This is a genomic window from Microbacterium sp. (assembly GCF_036566905.1).
GTDB lineage: Bacteria > Actinomycetota > Actinomycetes > Actinomycetales > Microbacteriaceae > Microbacterium.
Map to the genome: position 1 here is coordinate 1 of NZ_DATCVK010000172.1, position 20,838 is coordinate 20,838.

The 20,838-nt window shown below is 68.9% G+C and carries 22 protein-coding genes; 2 read left to right on the top strand and 20 right to left on the bottom strand.

Annotated features, from left to right (window positions below; all coding sequences use genetic code 11):
* Positions 1-175 precede the first annotated feature (175 nt).
* The 5 genes from ctaF to VIP82_RS13545 form a co-directional block, all read right to left on the bottom strand.
* Positions 176-610: a cytochrome c oxidase subunit 4 gene (gene ctaF, locus VIP82_RS13525; RefSeq protein ID WP_331909437.1), complete on the bottom strand. Its 435-nt coding sequence runs from the start codon at positions 608-610 to the stop codon at positions 176-178.
* A gap of 1 nt (position 611) precedes the next feature.
* Complete coding sequence (ctaD, locus tag VIP82_RS13530) at positions 612-2,375, bottom strand: aa3-type cytochrome oxidase subunit I (RefSeq protein ID WP_331909439.1); 1,764 nt, start codon at positions 2,373-2,375, stop codon at positions 612-614.
* 2 nt (positions 2,376-2,377) lie between these two features.
* Positions 2,378-3,277, bottom strand: coding sequence for an aa3-type cytochrome oxidase subunit II (gene ctaC / locus VIP82_RS13535; RefSeq protein ID WP_331909441.1), 900 nt, complete (start codon positions 3,275-3,277; stop codon positions 2,378-2,380).
* A gap of 169 nt (positions 3,278-3,446) precedes the next feature.
* Complete coding sequence (gene erpA / locus VIP82_RS13540; RefSeq protein ID WP_331909443.1) at positions 3,447-3,812, bottom strand: iron-sulfur cluster insertion protein ErpA; 366 nt, start codon at positions 3,810-3,812, stop codon at positions 3,447-3,449.
* Positions 3,813-3,938: 126 nt separating this feature from the next.
* The gene (locus VIP82_RS13545) at positions 3,939-5,339 is read right to left on the bottom strand and encodes a dipeptidase (protein WP_331909445.1); all 1,401 of its coding nucleotides are present in this window, start codon (positions 5,337-5,339) and stop codon (positions 3,939-3,941) included.
* Between the two features lie 47 nt (positions 5,340-5,386).
* Here VIP82_RS13545 and VIP82_RS13550 point away from each other — a divergent pair, with 47 nt between their 5' ends.
* Complete coding sequence (locus VIP82_RS13550) at positions 5,387-5,983, top strand: DUF3043 domain-containing protein (RefSeq protein WP_331909447.1); 597 nt, start codon at positions 5,387-5,389, stop codon at positions 5,981-5,983.
* 30 nt (positions 5,984-6,013) lie between these two features.
* On the opposite strand, the gene VIP82_RS13555 is transcribed toward VIP82_RS13550, so the two are convergent.
* The 9 genes from VIP82_RS13555 to VIP82_RS13595 all read right to left on the bottom strand — a co-directional run bounded on the left by VIP82_RS13555 (position 6,014) and on the right by VIP82_RS13595 (position 16,733).
* Entirely contained in the window at positions 6,014-7,030 is a 1,017-nt protein-coding gene (locus tag VIP82_RS13555; protein WP_331909449.1) for a quinone-dependent dihydroorotate dehydrogenase, read from the bottom strand.
* Positions 7,031-7,048: 18 nt separating this feature from the next.
* Complete coding sequence (nrdR, locus tag VIP82_RS13560) at positions 7,049-7,540, bottom strand: transcriptional regulator NrdR (RefSeq protein ID WP_331909451.1); 492 nt, start codon at positions 7,538-7,540, stop codon at positions 7,049-7,051.
* Positions 7,541-7,571: 31 nt separating this feature from the next.
* Positions 7,572-8,873 carry a histidinol dehydrogenase gene (hisD, locus tag VIP82_RS13565; protein WP_331909453.1) on the bottom strand — a complete coding sequence of 434 codons (1,302 nt, stop codon included), beginning with the start codon at positions 8,871-8,873 and terminating at the stop codon, positions 7,572-7,574.
* A gap of 139 nt (positions 8,874-9,012) precedes the next feature.
* Positions 9,013-10,110, bottom strand: coding sequence for a hypothetical protein (locus tag VIP82_RS13570; protein ID WP_331909455.1), 1,098 nt, complete (start codon positions 10,108-10,110; stop codon positions 9,013-9,015).
* A 119-nt stretch (positions 10,111-10,229) separates the two neighbouring features.
* Complete coding sequence (gene dnaE, locus VIP82_RS13575) at positions 10,230-13,700, bottom strand: DNA polymerase III subunit alpha (RefSeq protein ID WP_414684674.1); 3,471 nt, start codon at positions 13,698-13,700, stop codon at positions 10,230-10,232.
* Between the two features lie 285 nt (positions 13,701-13,985).
* Entirely contained in the window at positions 13,986-15,065 is a 1,080-nt protein-coding gene (locus tag VIP82_RS13580; RefSeq protein ID WP_331909459.1) for a hypothetical protein, read from the bottom strand.
* The gene (locus VIP82_RS13585; RefSeq protein ID WP_331909461.1) at positions 15,040-15,645 is read right to left on the bottom strand and encodes an RNA polymerase sigma factor; all 606 of its coding nucleotides are present in this window, start codon (positions 15,643-15,645) and stop codon (positions 15,040-15,042) included. The genes VIP82_RS13580 and VIP82_RS13585 overlap by 26 nt, the downstream gene beginning before the upstream one ends.
* 59 nt (positions 15,646-15,704) lie before the next feature.
* Positions 15,705-16,154, bottom strand: coding sequence for a DinB family protein (locus tag VIP82_RS13590; protein WP_331909463.1), 450 nt, complete (start codon positions 16,152-16,154; stop codon positions 15,705-15,707).
* A 9-nt stretch (positions 16,155-16,163) separates the two neighbouring features.
* A complete protein-coding gene (locus VIP82_RS13595; RefSeq protein WP_331909465.1) occupies positions 16,164-16,733 on the bottom strand; it encodes a GNAT family N-acetyltransferase in 570 nt (189 codons plus the stop codon).
* A gap of 77 nt (positions 16,734-16,810) precedes the next feature.
* On the opposite strand from VIP82_RS13595, the gene VIP82_RS13600 reads away from it, so the two are divergent.
* Positions 16,811-17,290 (top strand): NUDIX hydrolase, encoded by a 480-nt coding sequence (locus VIP82_RS13600; RefSeq protein WP_331909467.1) that lies wholly within the window; start codon positions 16,811-16,813, stop codon positions 17,288-17,290.
* 46 nt (positions 17,291-17,336) lie between these two features.
* On the opposite strand, the gene VIP82_RS13605 is transcribed toward VIP82_RS13600, so the two are convergent.
* The 6 genes from VIP82_RS13605 to VIP82_RS13630 all read right to left on the bottom strand — a co-directional run.
* Complete coding sequence (locus VIP82_RS13605) at positions 17,337-18,257, bottom strand: RluA family pseudouridine synthase (RefSeq protein WP_331909469.1); 921 nt, start codon at positions 18,255-18,257, stop codon at positions 17,337-17,339.
* A gap of 1 nt (position 18,258) precedes the next feature.
* Positions 18,259-19,041, bottom strand: a complete 783-nt coding sequence (gene lspA / locus VIP82_RS13610; protein ID WP_331909471.1) for a signal peptidase II — start codon at positions 19,039-19,041, stop codon at positions 18,259-18,261.
* A 3-nt stretch (positions 19,042-19,044) separates the two neighbouring features.
* Positions 19,045-19,617 (bottom strand): DivIVA domain-containing protein, encoded by a 573-nt coding sequence (locus VIP82_RS13615; protein ID WP_331909473.1) that lies wholly within the window; start codon positions 19,615-19,617, stop codon positions 19,045-19,047.
* Positions 19,618-19,754: 137 nt separating this feature from the next.
* Complete coding sequence (locus VIP82_RS13620) at positions 19,755-20,054, bottom strand: YggT family protein (RefSeq protein ID WP_308867539.1); 300 nt, start codon at positions 20,052-20,054, stop codon at positions 19,755-19,757.
* A gap of 9 nt (positions 20,055-20,063) precedes the next feature.
* Positions 20,064-20,528 (bottom strand): cell division protein SepF, encoded by a 465-nt coding sequence (locus tag VIP82_RS13625; RefSeq protein WP_308867697.1) that lies wholly within the window; start codon positions 20,526-20,528, stop codon positions 20,064-20,066.
* A gap of 32 nt (positions 20,529-20,560) precedes the next feature.
* Positions 20,561-20,838, bottom strand: a 278-nt coding sequence (locus VIP82_RS13630) for an alanine racemase (RefSeq protein ID WP_331909475.1), incomplete at its 5' end; no start/stop codon positions are given.

Here is a 20,838-nt window from a genome sequence, read left to right on the forward strand (position 1 = left end):
GACGCCGTCTGCGACCGCCGCACCCCACGACGCCGTGAACGCGGCATCCTGGTTGGTCGCGCGGTGCGGGCCGATGTCGGAGCAGGCGGCAGCATGCAGACGTGCCCGGAGGCCCGTCATGAACGGGCCTCCGGGCACGTCGTGCGGAAGATCACGCGGAGCGTCGGCTCGCCGATCAGCGAGCGAAGTATCCGCGGTAGTACTCGTAGACCCAGCCTACGATCGCCACGACGAAGACGCCGATACCGATGGGCATGAGCCAGGCGCCCACCGCCAGGCCGATCATGCCGAGCGCCGCCGAGAAGGCGAGCACGATGGGCCACCACGACCACGGGCTGAACTCACCGAGTTCCGGGTCACCGTCGTCGATGTCGGCGGTCAGGACATCCTCGGGCAGCTCGCCGCCCTGGGCGTTGTGCACCCGACCGATGTAGAACGCGATCAGGGCGCCCATGAGAGCCGTGAAGAGCAGCGCGACGCTGCCGACCCATTCGACACCGTGGTACCACGGCACGTCGGGGTGGGCGATGATGTTCCACCCGGTGTAGACAGCTCCCACGAACAGGAAGAACGCGGACAGCAGCCACCAGAGTCCGGTGTTGGTGCGCACCTTACTTCACCTCTCCCTCGGCGAGGTCGGCAACCGGGGCGTCGGGCGCGTCCTTCGCGGGACCGACGCCGACCGGGATGCCCGCCTCGGGGTGGTTCAGGTCGAAGGCAGGACGCTCGCTGCGGATGCGCGGGATCGACGTGAAGTTGTGACGCGGCGGCGGGCACGAGGTCGCCCACTCGAGGGATGCTCCGTAGCCCCACGGGTCGTTGACGGTGACCCGCGGCGCCTTGCGCGACGTGATCCACACGTTGAACAGGAACGGGATCATCGAGGCGCCGAGGATGACGGCGCCGATCGTCGACACCTGGTTCTGCCAGGTCCAGCCGTCTGCCTCCGAGTAGTCGGCGTAGCGGCGCACCATGCCGTCGACGCCCAGCCAGTGCTGGATGAGGAACGTCATGTGGAAGCCGATGAACAGCATCCAGAAGTGCACATAGCCGAGGCGCTCGTTGAGCATGCGCCCGGTCCACTTCGGCCACCAGAAGTAGAAGCCGGCGAACATCGCGAACACGACCGTGCCGAAGACCACGTAGTGGAAGTGCGCCACGACGAAGTACGAGTCGGACAGGGCGAAGTCCAGAGGCGGCGACGCCAGGATGACACCCGTGAGGCCACCGAAGACGAACGACACGAGGAAGCCGAGCGCGAAGACCATCGGGGTCTCGAACGTCACGGAGCCTCGCCAGAGGGTTCCGATCCAGTTGAAGATCTTCACGCCGGTGGGGACCGCGATGAGCATCGTCATGAGGGCGAAGAACGGCAGCAGCACCGCGCCGGTCACGTACATGTGGTGGGCCCACACGGCGACCGAGAGGGCCGCGATCGCGATCGTCGCGTAGACGAGCGTCTTGTAGCCGAAGATCGGCTTGCGGCTGAAGACCGGGAAGATCTCCGACACGATGCCGAAGAACGGCAGCGCGATGATGTACACCTCGGGGTGACCGAAGAACCAGAACAGGTGCTGCCACAGCAGCACGCCGCCGTTGGCCGGGTCGTAGATGTGAGCGCCGAGCACGCGGTCGGCTGCGGCGGCGAGGATGGCGGCGGCCAGGACCGGGAATGCCATCAGGACCAGGATGCTGGTGATCAGCGTGTTCCACGAGAAGATCGGCATGCGCCACATGGTCATGCCCGGCGCACGCATCGTGATGATCGTCGTGATGAAGTTCACCGCACCGAGGATCGTGCCGAAACCGCTCATGCCGAGGCCGAGCATCCAGAGGTTTCCTCCCGCGCCCGGCGAGAAGCTGGCGTTGGCGAGCGGCTGATAGGCGAACCATCCGAACGAGGCCGCGCCCTGCGGGGTGAGGAAGCCGGCGACGGCGATCGTCGATCCGAACAGGAACAGCCAGAACGCGAAGGCGTTCAGACGCGGGAACGCGACATCCGGCGCACCGATCTGCAGCGGCAGGATCGCGTTGGCGAAGCCCGCGAACAGCGGCGTCGCGAACATGAGGAGCATGATCGTGCCGTGCATCGTGAAGAGCTGGTTGTACTGCTCTTTCGTCGGGATGATCTGCATGCCGGGCTCGAAGAGCTCCGCACGGATGATCAGCGCCATCACTCCGCCGAGGAGGAAGAAGACGACGGACGAGATGAGGTACAGGTAGCCGATCGTCTTGTGGTCGGTGGAGGTGATCCACTTGACGATGATGTTGCCCTTCTGCTCGACGCGCGAAGCGCTGAGCAGTGCGGCCTGACGCGGCGGCAGGGTGGTCGGGCGACCCTGCGTCGTCTCCTGGAGCGGAAGCGTCGTCGCCATGATCAGTGGTCTCCCTCTTCGTCTGACGCCTCGCCCGTGGCGCCCGTCCCGGGCGCGTTCTGCAGGCGGTCATAGGCGTCGTTGATGTCGCCGGTCTGGCCGGCTTCGCGCAGCGAGTCGAGGTAGTCCTCGTACTCCTCCGGGCTCACGACATCCACGTTGAACAGCATCATCGAGTGGTACTCGCCGCACAGCTCGGCGCACTTGCCGTTGTACGTGCCCTCGCGGGTCGGCGTGAAGGACCAGTAGTTGTCCTTGCCGATGTACATGTCCTTCTTGTACAGGAAGTCGATGATCCAGAAGGAGTGGATGACATCGCGCGACTGCAGCTTGATCTTGACCGTCTCGCCGACCGGCAGCACCAGGGTCGGAAGCTCGCTGATGACGTCACCACGCTCGTCGGTCTGGGCCTGGACGCCCATGGTCCACACGGTGTCGTCGTCGGTCTCGCCGTCGTACTGGAAGTCCCACGACCACTGCTTGCCGATCGCCGTGATCGACACGTCGGGGTCGTCGTACTGCGTCTCGAGAACCGTCTGGTCTCGCGCCGTGAAGGCGAAGAAGCCGATGACGAGGATGAGCGGCACGATCGTGTAGAAGATCTCGATCGGCATGTTGTAGCGCAGCTGGACGGGCAGCCCCATCTGGCCCTTGCGACGCCGGTAGGCGATCGCGGCCCAGCCCATGAGACCCCACGTGACGACGCCCACGGCGAGCAGGACGATCCAGGAGTTGACCCAGAGGCCCGCGACCATGTCGGTGCGGTTCGTGGCCGGCTGGCCGTCTTCGGTGAACCCGGGGAGGAAGCCGTGCAGCTCGGTCGGGGTGCATCCGGCGAGGACTGCTGCCGTTGCGATCCCGAGCGGGAGAACGGCCCAGCGGATACGGCGTTTCGAAGGCACGGTGCACCTTTCCGATCACGAACAGGACTCCTGTCAGTCTAGGGCAAGCGTCCAGGGGATTCAGGCCATCCGCCCAGGTTGAATCCTGTCCCAAGGATCAAAAAAGGCGGGCCCGGGCGCCATTCGAAGCGCACCGGACCCGCCGGAAAAGTGTCGGATCCGAGACCGATCAGTGGAAGCTGTCGCCGCAGGCGCAGGAGCCCGCCGCGTTGGGGTTGTCGATGGTGAACCCCTGCTCCGAGATGGTGTCCTTGAAGTCGATCGTGGCGCCGTCGAGGTACGGGACGCTCATGTCGTCGATGATGACTTCGACGCCGTCGAAGTCGACGGTCTTGTCGCCGTCGAGGTAGCGCTCGTCGAAGTAGAGCTGGTAGATCAGGCCGCTGCAGCCACCGGGCTGCACGGCGACGCGCAGGCGCAGGTCGTCGCGACCCTCCTGCTCGAGCAGGTTCTTGACCTTGCCGGCGGCGGCGTCGGTCAGCAGCACGCCATGCTCACGGGCGGTCAGCTCGGTCGTCAGTGCGGTGTCGGTCATGGCACTCCTCCGGAAGGGCCGCCCCGATCGATCATCCACTGCGGGCGGCGGGATGCGTCGATTCTACGCGTGCCGGCCGGGAGGAGGCTCCGAGATCGGCGTGTCCACGCCGATCTCGGAGACGGCCTAAGCCTGCGAGGTGCGCGCGTCGAGCTTCTCGAGCAGCAGCGCCTCGGCCAGGACGGCGTTGCGGAAGGTCTCCAGGTGCAGTGACTCGTTGGGGCTGTGCGCCTTGGCGTGGGGGTCCTCGACACCCGTCACGAGGATCTGGGCGCCCGGGAACTCCCGCACGAGGTCGGCGATGAACGGGATCGACCCGCCGACGCCGATGTCGACCGACTCGACGCCGTAGCCCTCGTGCAGGGCCTCCCGTGCGGCCTCGACGGCCCAGCCCGAGGTGTCCACGAGGAATGCGTCGCCGAAGTCCTGGTCGGTGAACTCGAGCTGCGCCCCGAACGGCGCGTGCGCGCGCAGGTGCGCCTCGATGGCGGCGTACGCGTCGCGTGCGGCCTGCCCGGGGGCGATGCGCGCGCTGATGACCACGGAGATCTCCGGGCTCAGCGTGTTCGACGCGTTGACCACGGTGGGGGCGTCGATGCCGGTCACCGTGATGGACGGCTTGTTCCAGATGCGGCTGAGGATCGTGCCGCGGCCGATCGGCGAGACGCCCTCCGGAAGGCCGGCCTCGTCGCGCAGCGTCTCCTCGCTGTACGGCGGGGTGTCGGCATCCCGCTCCGTGAGGCCCGCCACGGCGACTGCTCCGTCGTCGTCCCACAGCGTCGAGAGCAGCTTGACCGTTGCCATCATGGCGTCCGGCACCGCTCCCCCGAACATGCCGGAGTGCGACGCGTGCGCGAGCGTGCGCACCCGCAGCGTGAAGCGGGTGTTGCCGCGCAGCGACACGGTCAGGGCGGGCGTCTTGGCGTCCCAGTTGCCCGAGTCCGCGACGACGATCACGTCGGCGCGGAGAGCATCCGCGTTGTCGGAGAGGAACTGCGCGAATGAGCGCGATCCCGCCTCCTCCTCCCCCTCGAAGAACAGCGCGACACCGAGGTCGAAGTCGTCGCCGAGCGCCTCCTTGAGCGCGCGGAGCGCGGCGAGGTGCGCCATGATGCCGGCTTTGTCGTCGGCGGCGCCCCGGCCGTACAGCCGGCCGCCGCGCACCGTCGGCTCGAAGGGCGCCGACTCCCACAGCGACTCGTCGCCGACGGGCTGCACGTCGTGGTGCGCGTACAGCAGGATCGTCGGGCGACCGTTGCGGGCGGCGCGCGTGGCGACGACGGCAGGGCTGCCCTGCTCCCCCGTGGCCGGGATGACGGCCGTGCGGATCTCCACGGTCTCGAACAGTCCGGTGTCCCGCACCAGCCCGGCGACCGCCTCGGCGCTGCGCTGCACCTGTGCGGCGTCGAAACCCGGGAATGCGACGGACGGGATGCGCACCAGCGTCCCCAGATCGGCGAGGGCGGAAGGGATGCCGGATGCCGCGGCATCGCGCACAGCATCCTGTCGGGAGAGGTCAGAGGTCATGCGGGTAATCTTAAGTGCACCCCTACTCCGTACATCGAGGATCATCCGTGGCCAAGACACCTGCAGCACCTTCGTCCAACGACGCACCGTCGGAGGGCACCGCGCTGAACGGCGTCCCCCTCGGCGGTCCCTCGCCCAAGGGACGCCCCACTCCTTCCCGTGCCGAGCAGGAGGCCGCGCGCAAGCGCCCCCTGGTCGCCGACACGAAGGAGGCGAGGGCGCGCGCGAAGGCCGACCTCGCCACGCAGCGCGAGAAAGCCCGCATCGGCATGGCCAACGGCGACCAGCGCTACCTCCCCGCGCGGGATCAGGGCCCGCAGCGCAAGTTCGTGCGTGACTGGGTCGACGCCGGCTGGCACCTCGGCGAGGCGGTCATGCCCGCGATGGTCCTCGTCATCCTGGCGACGTTCCTCCCCATTCCGGCGCTGCAGTACTACGCGTTCGTGGGCCTCTGGATCTTCATCTTCTTCGTCGTCGGCGACATGGTGATCACGTCGATCACCGTCAAGCGCGCGGTCAAGAAGAAGTTCGGCGAGGGCAAGGCGGAGAAGGGCCTCGGCTGGTACGCCGCCATGCGGACCGTGCAGATGCGCTTCCTCCGTCTGCCGAAGCCGCAGGTCAAGCGCGGCCAGAAGCCGGCGTGATCGCGAAGCCTCCGGCTGGGCCGGCCGGCCTCAGCGGCGCTTCGCCAACCCGCGGTTGATCTGCCGGGCCCACAGCGGCCCGCGGTAGAGGAAGGCCGTGTAGCCCTGCACCAGCGTGGCGCCGGCATCCAACCGCTCCTGCACGTCGGCGGCGGTCTCGACCCCGCCGACCGAGATCACCGAGAATTCGGCGGGCACGGTCTCCCGCAGCAGCCGCAGCACCTCGAGCGCGCGTTGCTTCAGCGGCGCCCCCGACAGACCACCGTCGCCGGCCGCGGCGATCGTGGCCGGGTCGGTGACGAGGCCCTCGCGAGAGATCGTCGTGTTGGTCGCGATGATGCCCGCCAGCCCCGCATCGACGGCGAGCTGCGCGATCGCGACGACCTCGTCATCGGACAGGTCGGGAGCGATCTTCACCAGCAGCGGCGTCGCACCTGCCGCTGCGCGCACGGCGTCCAGCAGCGGGCGCAGCGTCTCGACCGCCTGCAGGCCGCGCAGACCGGGCGTGTTCGGCGAGGACACGTTGACGACGAGGTAGTCGGCCAGCGGCGCCAGCAGGGTCGCACTGCGCACGTAGTCGGCCGTCGCATCGGCGACGTCCACCACCCGGCTCTTGCCGATGTTGACACCGAGCACCGTGCGGCGCGAGCGCTTTCGCAGGCGCGCCGCGGCCGCTTCCGCGCCGTGGTTGTTGAATCCCATGCGGTTCACGACGGCGCGATCCGGGATGAGGCGGAAGAGCCGCGGCCGCGGGTTGCCGTCCTGCGGGATCGCCGTCACCGTGCCGACCTCGACGTGACCGAATCCGAGGGCGTGCAGGCCGGCGGCGCCTGTGACGTCCTTGTCGAACCCCGCGGCGACGCCGAACGGCGAGTCGAAGGCGAGCCCGAGAGCCGTGGTGGCGAGCTGCGGCGCCGGGCGGGTGATCGCGCGTGCGACCCACGAGAACGGGGGCACCCCCAGCAGGCGGATCACGACCATCGCGCTGTGGTGGGCGGACTCGGGATCCATGCGCGACAGCACGGTGCGAAAGAGGAGGGGATACATCCCTCCTAGGCTATCCGGTCACTCCCCCGCGGCCGCCGCGCTGTCCTCGTGTGCAGGCGAGCGTCCGTGGTCGACGCGCAGCTGCTCGATGGCGGCCTCGAAGTCCTCGAGCGAGTCGAAGGCCTGGTAGACGCTCGCGAATCGCAGGTACGCCACCTCGTCCAGGTCGCGCAGCGGGCCGAGGATCGCCAGCCCGATCTCGTTGGCGTCGAGCTGCGAGGCGCCGGTCTGGCGGATGCTCTCCTCCACGGTTTGCGCGAGCACGGCGAGATCGGCATCCGTCACGGGTCGCCCCTGACAGGCCTTGCGCACGCCCGACATGACCTTCTCGCGACTGAACGGCTCGATCACGCCGGAGCGCTTGATCACGTTGAGGCTGGCGGTCTCGATCGTCGTGAAGCGGCCGCCGCATTGGGGACACTGACGACGGCGACGGATGCTGAGACCGTCGTCGCTGGTGCGCGAGTCGATGACGCGCGAATCGGCGTGGCGGCAGAACGGGCAGTGCATGGCAGAGACAGCCTACGCCGGGAATCCGGTCTCAGTCCTCGAACCGGGCCGTGATCGCCTCGCCGTGCGCAGGAAGCGCCTCGGCTTCGGCAAGCGTCACGATGGCGTCGCGGACGACCGCGAGGGCGTCACGGTCGTACTCGATGACCTGCTGCGGGCGCAGGAATGTCGCGGCGGAGAGACCCGCCGAGTACCGCGCCTGCCCGCCGGTCGGGAGCACGTGGTTGCTGCCTGCCAGGTAGTCGCCGAGGCTCACCGGCGAGTCGGCGCCGACGAAGACCGCGCCCGCGTGCACGAACTCCTCCGGGCGCGGGTCGGCGAGGTGCAGCTCCAGGTGCTCGGGCGCGTAGGCGTTGCTGAACGCCGTCGCGGCCGCGAGGTCGTCCACGAGGACGATCGCCGACTGCGGGCCGGCGAGGGCTGCCGCGACGCGCTCGGCGTGCCGGGTCGCTGCGGCGCGCGGGGCGATCGCCTCCTGCACGTCGTCGGCCAGCTGCTCGGAGGTCGTCACGAGCACGGCCGAGGCCTGCTCGTCGTGCTCGGCCTGGCTGATGAGGTCGACCGCGACCAGGCGCGCATCGGCACTGTCGTCGGCGACCACGAGGATCTCGGTGGCGCCGGCTTCGGCATCCGTCCCGACCAGGCCCGCGACCGCCCGCTTGGCAGCCGCCACGAAGTTGTTGCCCGGACCGGTGACGACGTCCACCGGCTCGAGGCCGAGCGAGGTGACGCCGTGCGCGAGCGCGCCGATCGCCCCGGCGCCCCCCATCGCGTACACCTCGGTGACGCCCAGGAGCCGGGCGGCTCCGAGGATCACGGGGTGCACACGGCCGCCGAACTCCCGCTGGGGCGGTGAGGCGAGCGCGATCTCGCGCACGCCGGCGACCTGCGCGGGTACCACGTTCATCACGACGCTCGAGGGGTAGACGGCCTTGCCGCCGGGGACGTAGAGGCCGACGCGGCGCACCGGCTGCCAGCGCTGGGTGACCCGGGCGCCGGGTCCGAGCTCGGTCACGGTCGGCGCGGGCACCTGAGCGGCAGAGGCCTCGCGCACGCGCGCGATCGCCTCTTCGAGCGCAGACCGCACCCCGGGATCGAGTGCCGCGAGGGCCTCGTCGAGGTGGGCGGCCGGCACACGGATGTCGTGACCAGACGCTCCATCGAACTTCTCCGCCTGCTCGCGCAACGCGACTTCGCCGCGGGCGGCGACGTCGTCCACGATGCGGGCGGCCGTCGCGAGAGCCTCTTCCCGTGCCGCAGCAGCACGGGGAACGGTCGCGAGCAGTTCGGCGGGCGAGAGCGTGCGCCCGCGCAGGTCGATCGTCCGGAGCATCCGTCTACGGTACCGCGCCGATAAGACCGGCTCCGCCGGATCGGGTAGCGCGGCCGGGGCGGAGGCCCCGCTTCCCGTATCGATTTCGTCCGGATCGAGCAGCGGCGCCGGGCGGGAAGCCCGGCGCCGCATATCGAGATCAGCCGCGCGTGACGCCGGAGACGTCGTGCAGGTAGCCGATGCGACCGTCCTCGTGGCGCACCACGAAGACGTCGCCGCGGTCCTCGATCACGAGCGCCCACGCGGTCGGACCGATGCGGAACACCGGGATGCCGATCTCGTCGACGATGTCGCGCTCCTCGGGGACGAGCGCCCAGAACGCCTGGTGCTGCGGCGCGGTGGCTGCGGCGGGCTCGACCGTCGACGACGGATTGTCGACGGGTTCGAACGACTCACGGGCGTGCGCGGGCTCGGTCCCGGCGGGTTCGGTCGCCGCAGCCTCCGCGGCGATCGACTCGTCCGCCGCGCCGGCGTCCGGCTCGTCGAGCGGGATCACCGTGGTCGCGGCGTCGTCCGTCGTCGCGCGGGGGGTCTCGTCGAGGTCGTACCCGCGCGCCTCCGCGTCGCCGGCCGCCGCGTAGGGCGCTGCAGGTGCCTCCGGAGCGGCGTTCGCGCCGGGCGCGGCGTCGTCGGCATACGGGGTGTAGTCGGCGTCGGCCGCGGGCTCCGGACGGACGTAGGCGGGGCGGGGCGCCACCGGCAGCACAGGACGCGCGTTGCGGTGCGCCGGAATCTCGGGGCGCCCGCGGAAGTCCTGCGCGAACGGCGCGATGAACGGCGAAAGGACGGTGAGCAGCACGCCGGCGAGCATGAGGAAGAACTCGACCCACACGACCCAGGTCGCGATGAAGACGCGCCCGCTCGCGAGCCGGATGAAGGAGTTCCAGATGATCGTCAGCCACAGCACGGTGGCCACCGAGAACGCAACCGACGCGAACTGGTCGATGCCGAGCGATCCGACGCGGCGGATGCCCTGCGGCGAGAGCCGGCGCAGCACGATGAGGAACACCGCCACCGTCGGCACTCCGACAGTCAGCACCCAGTCGATGCCGCTGCTCCAGACCGACGGACCCTCACCCAGATCGCCGTAGATCGGGAAGAACGACACCACGAAAGCGACGAGCCACGTGCCCGCGAGGGCGACCTCCCGGATCGAGAAGGGCCCTACTCCGTACTGCGGCGGCTCTTCGGCCGCGACCGCCTCGTCGATGTTCCCGTCCTGCGTCTCGTGCGTCACGATCGTCCCTTCCGGCGGGCGTGAAGCCCGCGTCGACCCGATATTACCCACGGCGTATGAGACGCCGATGAGACCACGCGCGGCGCCTGCCGCATCCGTTGCCGTCCGCGTGTCACGCGTCAACCCAGGCACTGCGGCCCGAGCAGACCCTTCAGTTCGCCGTAGAGATCAGGGGTGATCCGCACCGTGTGAGGCACTTCGAACACCTTCGCCACCGTGCCGCTGTGGAGCTTCAACGACACCTCGGTGTCGCCCGCGTGGCGGTTCAGCGTCTGCAGCAGCTCGCCGATGAGAGCCTCGCTCGCGCGGCGCTCCGGCATCACAAGCACCAGCGAGCTGGAGTCGTCCGTCGTGCCCAGATCGGGCGTGAACGCCGATTGCGCGTGCAGGTTCATCCCGTCGTCGCGTCGAGACACGCGTCCTCGCACGACCAGGATCGAGTCGGCCTGCAGCATGTGCTGGAACTCGGTATAGGTCTTGCCCATGAACATGACGGTGATCTCGCCGTCGAAGTCCTCGACCGTGATCATGCCGTACGGATTGCCGCTCTGCTTGGCCACGCGGTGCTGCACGCTCGTCACCAGGCCGGCGATCGTCACCTGGTCGCCGTCGCCGATGTCCTCCGAGGCGAGCAGGTCGTGGATGCTGGTCGACGCGTGCTTCGCGAGCGGGATCTCGAGGCCCGCGAGCGGGTGATCCGACACATAGAGGCCGAGCATCTCGCGTTCGAAGGCGAGCTTGTCCTTCTTGGTCCACTCCGGCCGTGCCGGGACCTTCGGCGGCACGACCTCCTCGACGGCGTCGTAGAGACTGTCGAAGTCGAACCCGATGGCTCCCTGAGCCTCGTTGCGCTTGCGATCGACCGCTGCCTCGGTGGCGTCCTCGTGGACCTCCAGGAGCGCTCGACGGGTGTCACCCATCGAATCGAACGCGCCGGCCTTGATCAGGGACTCGATGGTCCGCTTGTTCGCCACGTGCATCGGAACCTTGACCAGGAAGTCGTGGAACGACGTGAACTTCCCGTCCTTGCGCGACGCCACGATCCCGTCGACGACGTTGGCGCCCACGTTGCGGACGGCACCCAGCCCGAAGCGGATGTCCTCACCGACGGCCGCGAAGTACCGGATCGACTCACCCACGTCGGGCGGGAGCACCTTGATACCCATGCGGCGGCACTCGTTGAGGTAGACCGCCATCTTGTCCTTCGAGTCGCCGACGCTGGTGAGGAGCGCGGCCATGTACTCGGCCGGATAGTGGGCCTTCAGATATGCGGTCCAGTACGAGACGAGGCCGTAGGCGGCCGAGTGCGCCTTGTTGAACGCGTAGTCGGAGAACGGCAGAAGGATGTCCCACAGCGCCTTGATGGCGTCCTCGCCGAACCCGCGCTCCTTCATGCCGCCCGAGAAGCCCTCGTATTGCTTGTCGAGCTCGGACTTCTTCTTCTTGCCCATCGCGCGCCGGAGGATGTCGGCCTGTCCGAGCGAGAACCCGGCGACCTTCTGCGCGATCGCCATCACCTGCTCCTGATAGATGATCAGGCCGTAGCTGATGTCGAGGATGTCTCGGAGCGGCTCTTCCAGCTCAGGGTGGATCGGCGTGACGTCTTGCTGACCGTTCTTGCGCAGCGCGTAGTTGATGTGCGAGTTGGCGCCCATCGGCCCCGGGCGGTACAGCGCGATGACGGCCGAGACGTCTTCGAAGTTGTCGGGCTTCATCAGGCGCAGGAGCGACCGCATCGGGCCGCCGTCGAGCTGGAACACGCCCAGGGTGTCGCCCCGCGTGAGCAGATCGTAGGCGGGGCGGTCGTCGAGCGCGAGGTGCTCGAGGTCGAGCTCCTCGCCCCGGTTCATGCGGATGTTGTCGAGGGCGTCCGAGATGATCGTGAGGTTGCGCAGCCCCAGGAAGTCCATCTTGATGAGACCGAGCGTCTCGCACGACGGATAGTCGAACTGCGTGACGATCTGGCCGTCCTGCTCGCGACGCATGATCGGGATGATGTCGAGCAGCGGCTCGCTCGACATGATGACGCCGGCGGCGTGCACTCCCCACTGACGCTTCAGCCCCTCCAGCCCCAGCGCGCGATCGAAGACCGTCTTCGCGTCGGGGTCGGTGTCGATGAGGGCGCGGAACTCGCTGGCCTCCTTGAACCGGGGATGCTGCGAGTCGAACATTCCGCTCAGGGGCATGTCCTTGCCCATGACGGCCGGCGGCATCGCCTTGGTGAGCCGCTCGCCCATGCTGAACGGGAAGCCGAGGACGCGCCCTGCGTCTTTCAGCGCCTGCTTCGACTTGATCGTGCCGTAGGTGACAATCTGCGCAACGCGCTCGGAACCGTACTTCTCCGTGACGTAGTCGATGACCTCGCCGCGGCGGCGGTCGTCGAAGTCGACGTCGAAGTCGGGCATCGAGACGCGGTCGGGGTTGAGGAATCGCTCGAAGATGAGGCCGTGCTCGAGCGGATCGAGGTCGGTGATCCGCATCGCGTAGGCCACCATGGAGCCGGCGCCCGAGCCGCGGCCGGGGCCGACGCGGATGCCGTTGTTCTTCGCCCAGTTGATGAAGTCGGCGACGACGAGGAAGTAGCCGGGGAACCCCATCTGGAGGATGATGCCGGTCTCGTACTCGGCCTGCTTGCGCACCCTGTCGGGGATGCCCTCGGGATAGCGATAGTGGAGGCCCGCCTCGACCTCTTTGACCAGCCAGCTGTCTTCGGTCTCGCCGGCGGGGACCGGGAAGCGCGGCATGTAGTTCGCGCTCGTGTTGAACTCGACCTCGCACCGCTCGGCGATGAGCAGGGTGTTGTCGCAGGCCTCCGGGTGGTCGCGGAAGATCTGACGCATCTCCTGCGCGGTCTTGATGTAGTACCCGTCGCCGTCGAACTTGAACCGGTTCGGGTCGTCGAGCGTGGAACCGGACTGCACGCAGAGGAGCGCCGCGTGCGCGTCGGCCTCGTGCTGGTGTGTGTAGTGGGAGTCGTTGGTGGCCACGAGCGGGATGTCGAGGTCTTTGGACAGACGGATCAGGTCGGTCATGACGCGGCGCTCGATCGAGAGACCGTGGTCCATGATCTCGGCGAAGTAGTTCTCCTTGCCGAAGATGTCCTGGAACTCCGCGGCCGCCGCCCGCGCGGCGTCGTACTGCCCCAGGCGGAGGCGCGTCTGCACCTCGCCGGAGGGACATCCCGTCGTCGCGATGAGCCCCTTGCCATAGGTCTCGAGCAGCTCGCGGTCCATCCTGGGCTTGAAGTAGTAGCCCTCCATGCTCGACAGGGAGCTCAGCCGGAAGAGGTTGTGCATCCCCTCGGTGGTCTGGCTCCACATCGTCATATGGGTGTAGGCGCCGGAGCCCGAGACGTCATCGCTCTTCTGCTCGGGCGAGCCCCACGCCACGCGGGACTTGTCGCTGCGATGCGTGCCGGGAGTGACGTACGCCTCGAGCCCGATGATCGGATTGACGCCCGCGGCCTTGGCCGCGTTGTAGAACTCGAACGCCGCGAAGGTGTTGCCGTGGTCGGTGACCGCGATCGCCGGCATGCCGTACTCGGCCGCGGCTTGCGTCATGGCGCCGATCTTGGCGGCACCGTCCAGCATCGAGTACTCGCTGTGCACGTGCAGATGAACGAAGGAGTCGGATGCCACGGATCGAGTCTAGGTTCGGCCGCCGACACCGGCCGCGGGCGTTCGCGTGAGTCGCGGACTCCCGCGGTGAGGTCGATTCACTCTCGAGTCGAAGGTGAAGGTGTGGCTCACCGCGCCTGCTCACCCTCACGTGGAGAGTGAAGGATGAAGGATGACCGTTGAACTCACCCGGGCGCTCACGACGGCGTCGAGCGGATGCCTCCGCTCGACGCCGCCACAGCCTGGCACTCTTCGTCGTCAAGGCGCCGCGTCCACGGTCGAGACAGTCGACACGGTCCGGCTCTGCCAGTCGGGAACGCCGTCGAATGTGACCGGCTCGTCGTACTCCCCCATCCCCCAGTTGGTCGACTGCACGATGTAGCCGCGGGCGGTGTCGAGGACGAACTCGACTCGGGCCGGACCCGCCTCGAAGCCCCGCTCGTAAGCCAGGGTGGTGAGGTCCCCGTCACTCGACACCACCTCGACGCCCGGCAGCGATGCGAACGCCCTCAGCATTCCGGCGCGCGCATCCGCCGGCGCGAGGTTGAACGACATGAGGTCGCCGAGCGTCTCCAGGAAGAAGTGGGCCATACCGTCCGACTCGCCTTCCGCGCCGTACCGCTGCTCGAACCAGGCCACCACTCCGCGGGGGTCCGCCGGCATGTCCGCGTAGGTCTCCCGGCCGTCCAAGTGGTAGATCACCACATCGCCGTCCCGACCGCCCTCGACGATGCCGGCGGGGTAGCGCGTGACGCCGGACAACCCCGCCCCCGGATTCATCTCCCGCCCCCAGGTCTGGGAAGCCTCCGCGGACCGCGGTCCGACCGACTCGGCCACGTGGTACGCCGTCCGCTCCCGCACCCACTCGCCCTCGCGGTCGGCGGGCACATAGACGCTCGACTCGTCCTCGATCAGCAGAACGGCCTCCGCGTCCGCACGGGAGGCGTTGTTGAACTTCGCACCCGCCGGCATCTGCTCGTCGTATGTCGTCGCCCATGTGAATGCGGTGTCGATGCGCGTGTAACTCCCTGCGGGCACGACCTCCTCGGCTGCCCTGATGCTCGCCTCCGCCGCCTTCTCCAGCACCTCCGCGGCCGACGCTGCCGGCGCGGTGGCGGGCACGGCGACGAACCCGATCACCAGCGCCGACGCGGCGAGCCCGCCGGCCAGCGCCGAGCCGCCGATCCACCGTGCTCTCCGGCCGCGAGTGGGGACGGCACCCGCTCGCTCCTCCCGAGCAATCTCGAGCAGGAGGGCATGACGCGCCTCATCGATGCCCGCGGGCCCCACCGACAGGGCGTCCGCCCCGATCTCACGCACTCGTTCCATAAGCTCCATCGGTCTCCTCCTTCGCGATCCAGGTCAGCCGGGCGGACGATTTCGAACCCGGTGGCGCGAGCCTGCGGCGCACGCGATTGAGACGCGACCGCACAGTGCCGACGGGCACTCCGAGCGCGACGGCGACCTCCTCGTATGTGAGGTCGCCCCACGCGTACAGCAGGAGCGTCTCCCGGTCGCGCACGCCGAGCGCGGCGATGCGCGGCGCCAGCGCGCGGACGGCGGCGGATGCATCCGCTCGCGCCGCGGCCTGCTCGATCGCGCCGTCGCTCACGTGGTCGCCCCGGAAGACCGACGCCTCGAACGAACGCCACTGCCGCGCTTCGTCGGCGCGATGCTTCTTCATCACCCGCGAGGCGATGCCGAGAAGCCAGGGCTTCGCCGACTCCCACGTGTCGTCGAAGTCCGCCCGCCGCCGGAAAGCGACCAGCATCGTCTCGCTCAGGACGTCCTGAGCGGCGTCCGATCCGACGCGCCGCGCCGCGAACGCGCCGATCACCCGTGCGTGCCGCTCGAACAGCTCGGCGAACGCAGAGGGGGCGTCGAGGGAAAGGCGGATGATCTCGCGGTCGGTGTTCACTCCTGTTGTTGGGCTCACATGGGGTATTGCCGGATGCCGAGAGAACGGTTCACGGAACCTCAGAAGTCCTCGTCGAGCGCGTACTGCTGCTGCCAGGAATGTGGCCTGTCGATGCCGAGGCCGTAGAGGTAGCGGATCAGCTGGCCCTGGTGCATCGTCTCGTGCTCGAGCAGCGCCAGCACGTAGCGCAGGGAGTCCTCGTCGCCGGCGTCGATGCCGCCGATCCACTCGTCGACGTCTGTCGAGGTTCGCACGAACGCGGAGCGCACGGTGGCGGCATCCGTCCCGCCGTCGGCCGTGACGGGGCTCGTGAACCCCTGCCACTCCCCCGCACGCGCGGCACGCGGAAAGCTCTCGCGGGCGCCGAGGACGCACCAGAGCTGGTGACCGATCGTGTCGGAGGGAAGATCTGCCAGGCGCGACCCGAGGTGCTCGGGCGGAATGGTGTCGAGGAAGTCGAGGTAGAGGATGTTCGCACGTTCGAGGCGGCGTCGCAGGAGGTCGTTCACGCGTCCACGCTAGAGCTCGAGCCGCATGAGCACACGGGGAAATCCCGAGAGCACGGACGTCGTGTCGGCCGCCTTGACGAAGCCCGCCTGCTCGAACAGGCGCTGCGTGCCCACGTAGGCCATCGTGAGATCCACCCTGGCGTCGCCGTTGTCGACCGGGTACCCCTCGATGGCAGGGGCACCGCTCTTCCGCGCGAAGTCCACCGCACCGTCGACCAGTGCGTGCATCACACCCTTCTTGCGATGACCGGGCCGGACGCGGAAACACCACAGCGACCAGACATCGAGGTCATCGACGTGGGGGATCTTGCGGAAGGTGGCGAAATGCGTCCTCGTGCGAGGCGCGACCGCCGCCCAGCCCACGGGCTCGTCGCCCTCGTATGCCAGCACCCCGATCGGCCCCTCCTCGTCCATGAGCCGGCGCACGCGTTCGGCGCGCTCCGGTCCGCGCAGGGCGGTCGCCTCCTTCGCGGGGATGCGATAGCTCAGGCAGAAGCACACGTTGGATGCCGGATTCTTCGGCCCCACCAGAGTGGCGACGTCTTCGAACACCGTCGCCGGCCGTACCTCGATCGTCATGCGACCACTGTGCCCGCGGCATCCGACATCGTCCAGCGCTCGATCTGCCGTGGCGCGGGGCGCTCTAGGGTGATGTCATGCCGACACCCGACTTCGTCCTCGACCTGCGCCGATTCGTCGGCACCCGGCCGCTGCCGCTCGTCGGCGTGACCGCCGTCGTGCTGCGCGGCGACCGCGTGCTGCTCGGCCGCCGGAGCGACAACGGCGCCCTCACACCGGTCACCGGCATCGTCGATCCGGGTGAGGAGCCGGCTGACGCCGCAGTGCGCGAGACGCTCGAGGAGGCGGGTGTGGTGTGCCGCGCCGAGCGCCTGGCATGGGTGCACCAGATCCCGCGGGTCACCTACGAGAACGGCGACCAGAGCGACTACCTCGACCTGACGTTCCGGTGCATCTGGGTATCGGGCGAGCCCTATCCGGCTGACGGGGAGATGAGCGAGGTCGGCTGGTACGACCTCGATGCGCTGCCCGCGCTGCAGCTCTCGGACGACATGCGCGGACGCATCAAGGCCGCCCTGCGCGACGAGGGCGTCGCCCGTTTCGAGGGCGGTCGCTGACCGAGCCGAGCCCAGAAGGGCCTGCAATGACCGCGCCACGGCGGGCTCAGTCGCCGCGCAGCACCTCGAGCGCGTGTGCGAGGTCTGCCGGGTACGCCGACGTGAAGGTGACCCAGTCCCCCGTGCTCGGGTGGGCGAAGGAGAGCTCGTGCGCGTGCAGCCACTGGCGAGTGAGGCCGAGCCGCGCGGACAGCGTCGGGTCGGCGCCGTACAGGGGGTCGCCGACGCACGGATGCCGGTGCGCGGCCATGTGCACGCGGATCTGATGCGTGCGGCCGGTCTCGAGATGGATCTCGAGCAGGGAGGCGCCGGGGAAGGCCTCCAGTGTCTCGTAGTGCGTGACGGAGTCCTTGCCCTCGGGTGTGACGGCGAACTTCCATGAGTGCGAGGGATGCCGCCCGATAGGCGCGTCGATGGTGCCGGCGAGCGGGTCGGGGTGGCCCTGAACGACGGCATGGTAGATCTTCTCGACCTCGCGCTCCTTGAACGCGCGCTTGAGCGCGACATAGGCACTCTCGGTCTTGGCGACCACCATCAGGCCGCTCGTGCCGACGTCGAGGCGGTGCACCACGCCCTGGCGCTCCGCCGCGCCGGTCGTCGCGATGCGGTAGCCGCCGCCTGCGAGGGCCCCGAGCACCGTCGGCCCCTCCCATCCGAGCGACGGGTGGGCGGCGACACCGGTGGGCTTGTCGACCACCACGATGTCGTCGTCGTCGTAGACGATGCCGAGGTCGGGCACCTCGACGGGAATCACGCGCGGCTCCTCCTTGGGTGCCCACGACACGTCGAGCCACGCGCCGCCGCGCAGCTTGTCGGACTTCGCGAGCGTCCGCCCGTCCATCGACACGCCGCCGGCGTCGGCCACGTCGGCCGCGAAGGTACGCGAGAAGCCGAGCATCTTCGCCAGCGCCGCATCGACCCGCGTGCCGTCGAGCCCGTCGGGAACGGGAAGGCTCCGCGACTCCACGTCAGATCTCGGCGTCGCGCCCGGGGCGGCGGTGCTCCGGCTCGGCGTCGTACTCCTCCGCCTCGCGCTCGGCCTCCGCCTCGACCTCGAGCTGCTCGCTCTCGCTCAGCGGCGGGAGCCCGCGCTCGTCGGCGGGGATGCCGGCATCGGCATCCGCCACCGGGAACTCGCTCCCGAATCCTGCCACCGCGCCGCCCGGCGCGAACTGGTCGCCGTCGGCACCCAGCAGCGTTTCCTCTTCGTCATTGCGGCCGCGGTCGCGCGATCCGTCCATGTGCACCCCCACGAGTACCAGTAGTGCGATCGCGATCATGTCGCACACGATGAAGATGTCGGCGATGTTGTAGATCGCCGGCGACATGCCGGGGAAGAACCACATCCACGGCGTATTGATGAAATCCACGACATGCCCGACCGCGAACCCGGGGTCACGGAAGAGCCGGTCGGTCAGGTTGCCCAGCACCCCACCGAGAAGGAGTCCGAGCGCGACGGCCCACAGCCGTGAGCGGACCCGTGTCGCGGCGAGCCAGGCGATCACGCCGGCCACGGCGGCCAGCGCGATCGTGAAGATCCACGTGACCTCCTCGCCGAGCGAGAAAGCGGCACCGGGATTGCGTGTCAGATAGAAGCTCAGGAAGTCGCCGAGGACCTCGACCGGCTCCTGGTACGGCAGGTTCTCGAGAGCGAGATACTTCGCGAACTGGTCGGCGGCCAGCACCAGCACCGCGAGACTCGCGATGATGATGCCGGCCGCCGCCTGACGAAGGGGAGGTCGACGCGTCAAGGCCTAGAGGCCCAGCGCCGAGACCGGCTGTGCGCCGGACGTCGTCGCCGTGGTCTCGAGGTCGCGCAGCTTGCCCTCGATGTAGCTGCGCAGCTGAGCGCGGTAGTCGCGCTCGAAGTTGCGCAGCTCGGTGATGCGGCCCTCGAGCGTGGTGCGCTCGCGGTCGAGCTTGGCGAGCTCCTCGCGGCCGCGGGTCTCAGCCTCGGAGACGATGGAGGCGGCCTGCGACTTGGCGTCGGAGATGAGCTGGTCGCGCTGCGCGATGCCCTCGGCGACGTGCTCGTCGTGCAGGCGCTGAGCCAGCTCGATGATGCCTGCGCTCGCGGCGGGGGCGGCGCCGGCGACCGGGGCGGCCTCGGGTGCCGGAGCGGGGGCGGGCTCGGCGGCACGTGCGGGAGCGGCACCCGACTCGTACGCCGCCAGCTTGGCCTTCAGCTCCTCGTTCTCGGTGAGAGCCTTGCGCCACTCCACGACGATCTCGTCGAGGAAATCGTCCACCTCGTCGGGGTCGAAGCCCTCCTTGAAGCGGACGTGCTGGAACTGTTTGGTGACGACGTCATCGGGGGACAATGCCATGGTGATTCCTCTTTCGAGCGTCTGGTCGCTGGCCGATGTCGGGGCGACCGCCGGGTGGCGGCCGTTCGTATCAGCAAAGCATAGTCATCGGTTCTGAGAGTGTCGAAGGCGACGCCCGGGTCGCGGCGCGTCGCGCTTCAGCCCGCGAGCGTGCGCGTGATGCTGAGCAGGATGAAGCAGCCCAGCATCGTCAGCGCGAACCCGAAGTCGATCGCGATGGCGCCCACGCGCAGCGGCGGGATGAAGCGGCGGAACAGCTTGATGGGCGGGTCGGTGACGGTGTAGATGAGCTCCGCAACGACGAGCCCGGCGCCGCGCGGGCGCCATTCGCGGTTGAAGAACGGGATCCAGTCGAGGATCAGCCGCGAGAGCAACACGAAGACATAGAGCAGCAGCGCGAGGTTGAGGATCGCTGCGATGAGTTGGACGACGGCCACGTAGCCAGACTACGGCTGCGTGAAGGGGACCGACTCCGGATCGGCCTGCGCGACGGCACCGTCGCCCGATACGGCGACGTTCTCGGGCGAGAGCAGGAAGACCTTGCTCGTGACGCGCTCGATGCGTCCGTACAGGCCCAGCGACAGGCCGCTGGCGAAATCGATCAGGCGTCGGGCGTCGGCGTCGCTCATCTGCGAGAGGTTGATGATGACGGGGATGCCGTCACGGAAGTTCTCGGCGATGACCTGGGCGTCGCGGTACTGCTTGGGGTGCACCGTGAGGATCTCGTTGATCGTCGCCGGCGCCGGCTGACGCACGACGGCGGGCCGGTGGATCGGGGTCACGGGAGCGGCCGGCTTATCGACGACCTGCTCCGATTTGCGAGCACGCGGCTGGGGCGCCGGCTCTTCGTAGACCTCTTCCTCGTCGGCGAGTCCGAGGTACACCATGGTCTTCTTGAGCGGGTTCGACATCTGATCCTCCGTAGTGCTCATCTGTTCCGAGGTTAACCGGGTTCTGGTCTGGGGCCCGTGATTGCCGAACCGATCCGAAGGTGTGTCGCGCCGGCCGCGATCGCTTCGGCGAAGTCCGCAGTCATGCCGGCCGAGATCCAGTCGGCGTCGGGCACGACGGCGCGCACGACGCCGGCGAGGGCGTTCAGGCGCGCGAACGCGGGCGCGGGCGCCTCATCGAGCGGCGCGACCGCCATCACGCCGCGAACGCGCAGCGAGGGCAGCGCTGCAGCGTGTGCGGCGAGGACCTCGAGCTCTGCGGGCGCCACGC

Bases quoted from the DNA above. Each gene is read 5' to 3' on its own strand.
- ctaD (WP_331909439.1), bottom strand. From the start codon at position 2,375: ATGGCGACGACGCTTCCGCTCCAGGAGACGACGCAGGGTCGCCCGACC.
- erpA (WP_331909443.1), bottom strand. From the start codon at position 3,812: ATGACCGACACCGCACTGACGACCGAGCTGACCGCCCGTGAGCATGGC.
- VIP82_RS13545 (WP_331909445.1), bottom strand. From the start codon at position 5,339: ATGACCTCTGACCTCTCCCGACAGGATGCTGTGCGCGATGCCGCGGCA.
- VIP82_RS13555 (WP_331909449.1), bottom strand. From the start codon at position 7,030: ATGTATCCCCTCCTCTTTCGCACCGTGCTGTCGCGCATGGATCCCGAG.
- nrdR (WP_331909451.1), bottom strand. From the start codon at position 7,540: ATGCACTGCCCGTTCTGCCGCCACGCCGATTCGCGCGTCATCGACTCG.
- hisD (WP_331909453.1), bottom strand. From the start codon at position 8,873: ATGCTCCGGACGATCGACCTGCGCGGGCGCACGCTCTCGCCCGCCGAA.
- dnaE (WP_414684674.1), bottom strand. From the start codon at position 13,700: ATGCTGGACGGTGCCGCCAAGATCGGCGCCATGACGCAAGCCGCGGCC.
- VIP82_RS13580 (WP_331909459.1), bottom strand. From the start codon at position 15,065: ATGGAGCTTATGGAACGAGTGCGTGAGATCGGGGCGGACGCCCTGTCG.
- VIP82_RS13595 (WP_331909465.1), bottom strand. From the start codon at position 16,733: ATGACGATCGAGGTACGGCCGGCGACGGTGTTCGAAGACGTCGCCACT.
- VIP82_RS13600 (WP_331909467.1), top strand. From the start codon at position 16,811: ATGCCGACACCCGACTTCGTCCTCGACCTGCGCCGATTCGTCGGCACC.
- VIP82_RS13615 (WP_331909473.1), bottom strand. From the start codon at position 19,617: ATGGCATTGTCCCCCGATGACGTCGTCACCAAACAGTTCCAGCACGTC.
- VIP82_RS13625 (WP_308867697.1), bottom strand. From the start codon at position 20,528: ATGTCGAACCCGCTCAAGAAGACCATGGTGTACCTCGGACTCGCCGAC.